Source organism: Sphingomonas segetis (assembly GCF_009720245.1).
Lineage (GTDB): Bacteria > Pseudomonadota > Alphaproteobacteria > Sphingomonadales > Sphingomonadaceae > Sphingomicrobium > Sphingomicrobium segetis.
In genome coordinates, this window is record NZ_WJSQ01000211.1 from 1 (window position 1) to 3,446 (window position 3,446).

Genomic DNA, 3,446 nt, shown 5'->3' on the forward strand with positions numbered 1-3,446 from the left:
GCATCCGCGATACGTACTGCAGCCGTGGCCTGCTTGAGCCCGCCGGCGACGTCTCCAGTCGACCCTAGCAGGCGGCCGATCGCTCGTCGGCCAGTCATCAGGTCGCGCTGGACTTCGGTATCTCGAGCAACAGCCGCCGCTCGACGGGCTTGGCCGAAATGATCGAGCTGATCTTGCCCTGGCTGACGAGGGCAGGGGAGTGGGCGCCGGTCGCGGCATCGGCGAACAGCAGCGATACGTCCTTGGCGCGGACGTCGCGCCCGTCGATCCGGTAGGCCGAGCCGGCGCCGCGCTCGATGCGCCGCGTGATCTCGCTTTCGCCGGCACCGCCTTCGTCGCTGCCGTCGCGCTCGATCAGGATCGACACTTCTGCGAAGTCGCGCGGCGGCCGCGACGACGTGCCGGCGAAGATTACGTCGTCCATCCCGCCGCCGCGCAGCGACTTGGGGCTGGACTCGCCCATCGTCCAGCGGATCGCTTCGAGCAGGTTCGACTTGCCGCAGCCGTTCGGCCCGACGACGCCGGTCAGCCCGGCCTCGATCCGAAGCTCGGCCGGCTCGACGAAGCTCTTGAAGCCGCTGAGCTTGAGCCGCCGGATCTTCAACCCTGTGTCCCCCTCCCGCTCTGCCGGTCTATTTCCAGCCGCCCGCCTCGCGGATCAGCGGCTCCAGCTGATCCCACGTCCCCGCGTCCGTCACCTTGCCGTCGACGATGAAGGTCGGCGTGCGATGGATTCCTCGATCCATGGCCGCCTGCGTCATGTCGAGCAACTGCTTGAGGCCCTTGGCGTCGGCGAGGCATTGCTGCGCGCGCGCCGGCGGCATGCCCGCCTTGCCGGCGATCTGCGGCAGGCCGCCCAGCGTTGCGAAAAGCAGGATCCGCTGCTGGTCGGTCATTCCCTCGAGCGCCGCCTTGTCGGCGTCGCTCATGCCCTGGATCCGGGCCTCCCATTGCGGCTGGGTCTCATAGACGAGCCGCGACATCGGGAAGAATTTGGCCGGGCCGGCGCAGCGCGCGAGCAGGCTCACGGCAATGTCAGGGCCGTTGATCAGCAGGTTGCGGAACTCGTAGCTCACCTTGCCGGTGCGGACGTACCGCTGGACGAGCGGACCGAAGCCTGTCTGCTCGAAATGGCGGCAGTGCGGGCAGGCGAGCGAGCCATATTCGACCAGCTTCACCTTCGCCGCCGGATTGCCCATCCGGAAGCCGCCCTCGGGCGTCATCACGACGGTCCGGCTCCAGTCGTGCGTAGCCTGCGCTTTCACGGCAGGCTTGGCCGCGGCCATCGGCGCAATCAGGCCGAGCGCGACGGCAGCGGCAATCGCGCCTGCGCGGATCACTTGAGCGCTGCGTCCAGCTGCGGCTGGAGCTTCTCCCACGTCGCCGTCTTGTCGAGCATGGTGCCGTTGATAATGAACGAGGGCGTGCCTTCGAAGCTCGGGAACTGGTTGGTGACGTCGCTCGACACCTGGACCAGCCGGTTGATCTCCTTTTCGTTGCTGAGGCACTGGGTGCTCTTCGCCTGGGCGACTCCGCGCGCAGCCGCCCAGTCCTGCAATCCCGCCATGCGCGCCAGCGCCACGAACTGCTGGTTGATCGGCAGGTTCTGCACCCGCTCCGCTTCGGCTTCGGGCGCCCCCTGGACCTTGGCGATCCACTTCTCCTGGTCGTCGTACAGCGCCTTCATCAGCGGGAAGAAGCTCTGGGCGCCGTTGCAGCCGGCGATCAGGACCGCGGGCAGGTCGAGGCCGTGGAGCAGGTAGGGCCGGAACTCCCAGCTGACCTGCCCGGACTTCACATATTTATCGACGAGGACCGGCGCGCCCTTTTCCTCGAACTCGCGGCAGTGCGGGCAGGTCAGCGCGCCGATCTCGACCAGCTTCACCTTCGCGTTCGGATTGCCCATCATGTATCCGGCAGAGGTCGCGTTGACGACCTGGGTCCAGTCGCCGCCGGGGGGCGGCGCGACCTGCTGCAGCTTGACCGGCTCGCTGCTGGTGACGTTGCTCTGGTCGTTCTTGTTGCAGCCCGCGAGTGCCACCAGTGCGGTTGCGCAGGCCAGGAAGGCATATGGCTTCATCGAATCATTCGCTCCGATCGATCTCCGGAATTTGTGCCTCGTCATCGCGCGACAGCGAAGGCGGGCCGCTGCTAGCGCCAATTCGCGCCGCAAGCGACTCCAGACATGCGCGAAGCTCGGGATCGGCGATCTCGCGCAGTCCTTCGCCAAGCTCTTTCGGCACGGGCCGCAGCTGGGGGCGGACCGGCCTCGGCGGAGCTGCCGGCGGCTTGCCCTGCCTGAAGACGATGCGATTAATGGCGGCATAACCGAAGAAAAGGTTGACCTTCTCGACGATCATCGGAGTCAAATGCTGGATCAGCGGCGCGTGCGCGCCGTCGACCAGCAAGGTCAAGACGCCGCCGGCCTTGCGCCCCGCAGGGAAGCGGATCGATTCGGGCGACGATACCTTGGCGTAGCGTTCGCCGACGATTTCGCCCCAGCGGCTGACGATGGAGCTCTGGACGAAGCCGAAGCGGCGGAACGACGGGTCGCCGATGGCGCCGACGAGATCGCCGGCCGAGCGGGGGCGGCAGCTTCTCGGGGCTTCCTCTTTTTCCGGCTTGCGCTTCGACATGAGGGCGGAGCATGCCATAGCGGCATGGTGACCGCCAATGCCGCCGGCCGGCTGATCGAACATTATGTGGATAACTTCAGACGCTTGCCGTGGCGCTCGCTGCCGGGCGCGCCGCCGCCGCCGCCTTATGCCGTGTGGCTGAGCGAGGTGATGCTCCAGCAGACGACGGTCGCGACCGTGACTCCCCGGTTCGGGCGGTTCCTCGCGCGCTGGCCGACCATCGAGGCGCTCGCGGCCGCGGACGATGCGGATATCCTCTCCGAATGGGCGGGGCTCGGCTATTATGCGCGGGCGCGCAACCTCATCGCCTGCGCCCGCGAGATTGCCAGGCGCGGCGGGTTCCCGACCACCGCCGCCGGGCTCCGCCAGCTCCCCGGCATCGGCGCCTATACCTCTGCCGCGATCGCCGCGATCGCATTCGGCGAGGAGGCGCCTGCGGTCGACACCAATGTCGAGCGGGTGATGGCGCGCGTGCACGGCTTCGCCGAGCCCTCGCGGAGGGAGGTCGAGGGCAAGCTGCTCGAGCTGATGGATGGGCAGCGCCCCGGCGACATCGTCCAGGCGCTGATGGATCTCGGCGCCGCGATCTGCCGCCCCAAACAGCCGCGCTGCGCTGCGTGCCCGCTTCGAAGCGACTGCGCCGGCTTTGCCAGCGGCGCTCCCGAAGCCTTCCCGATGCGGCATCAGCGCAAGGTCAGGCCGCACCGTCACGGCGTCGTCTGGTGGATCGAGCGCGACGGCCATGTGTGGCTCGTCCGGCGACCCGCCGCTGGGCTCCTCGGCGGCATGGCCGCGCTGCCCGGCGGCGCA

General features: G+C 68.3%; 4 protein-coding genes and 1 pseudogene. 1 reads left to right on the plus strand and 4 read right to left on the minus strand.

The genetic code is table 11. The features are described from left to right. Positions 1–121 precede the first annotated feature (121 nt). From GH737_RS13740 to GH737_RS13755, 4 genes and pseudogenes are all read right to left on the minus strand, one after another. Positions 122–604, minus strand: a pseudogene (locus GH737_RS13740) (AAA family ATPase); the annotation flags it as partial. A 28-nt stretch (positions 605–632) separates the two neighbouring features. Continuing rightward, complete coding sequence (locus GH737_RS13745; protein WP_155265351.1) at positions 633–1,340, minus strand: DsbA family protein; 708 nt, start codon at positions 1,338–1,340, stop codon at positions 633–635. Beyond that, positions 1,337–2,080: a thioredoxin domain-containing protein gene (locus GH737_RS13750; RefSeq protein ID WP_196233198.1), complete on the minus strand. Its 744-nt coding sequence runs from the start codon at positions 2,078–2,080 to the stop codon at positions 1,337–1,339. Before GH737_RS13750 ends, GH737_RS13745 begins: the two co-directional genes overlap by 4 nt. A gap of 4 nt (positions 2,081–2,084) precedes the next feature. Continuing rightward, positions 2,085–2,636 (minus strand): DUF721 domain-containing protein, encoded by a 552-nt coding sequence (locus tag GH737_RS13755; RefSeq protein WP_155265353.1) that lies wholly within the window; start codon positions 2,634–2,636, stop codon positions 2,085–2,087. A 24-nt stretch (positions 2,637–2,660) separates the two neighbouring features. Between GH737_RS13755 and GH737_RS13760 the strand changes: the two genes are divergently transcribed. Beyond that, positions 2,661–3,446, plus strand: a 786-nt coding sequence (locus tag GH737_RS13760; protein ID WP_155265354.1) for an A/G-specific adenine glycosylase, incomplete at its 3' end; no start/stop codon positions are given.

Excerpts from the sequence above, each read along its gene's own strand:
- GH737_RS13750 (WP_196233198.1), bottom strand. The coding sequence starts at position 2,080 with ATGAAGCCATATGCCTTCCTGGCCTGCGCAACCGCACTGGTGGCACTC.
- GH737_RS13755 (WP_155265353.1), bottom strand. The coding sequence starts at position 2,636 with ATGTCGAAGCGCAAGCCGGAAAAAGAGGAAGCCCCGAGAAGCTGCCGC.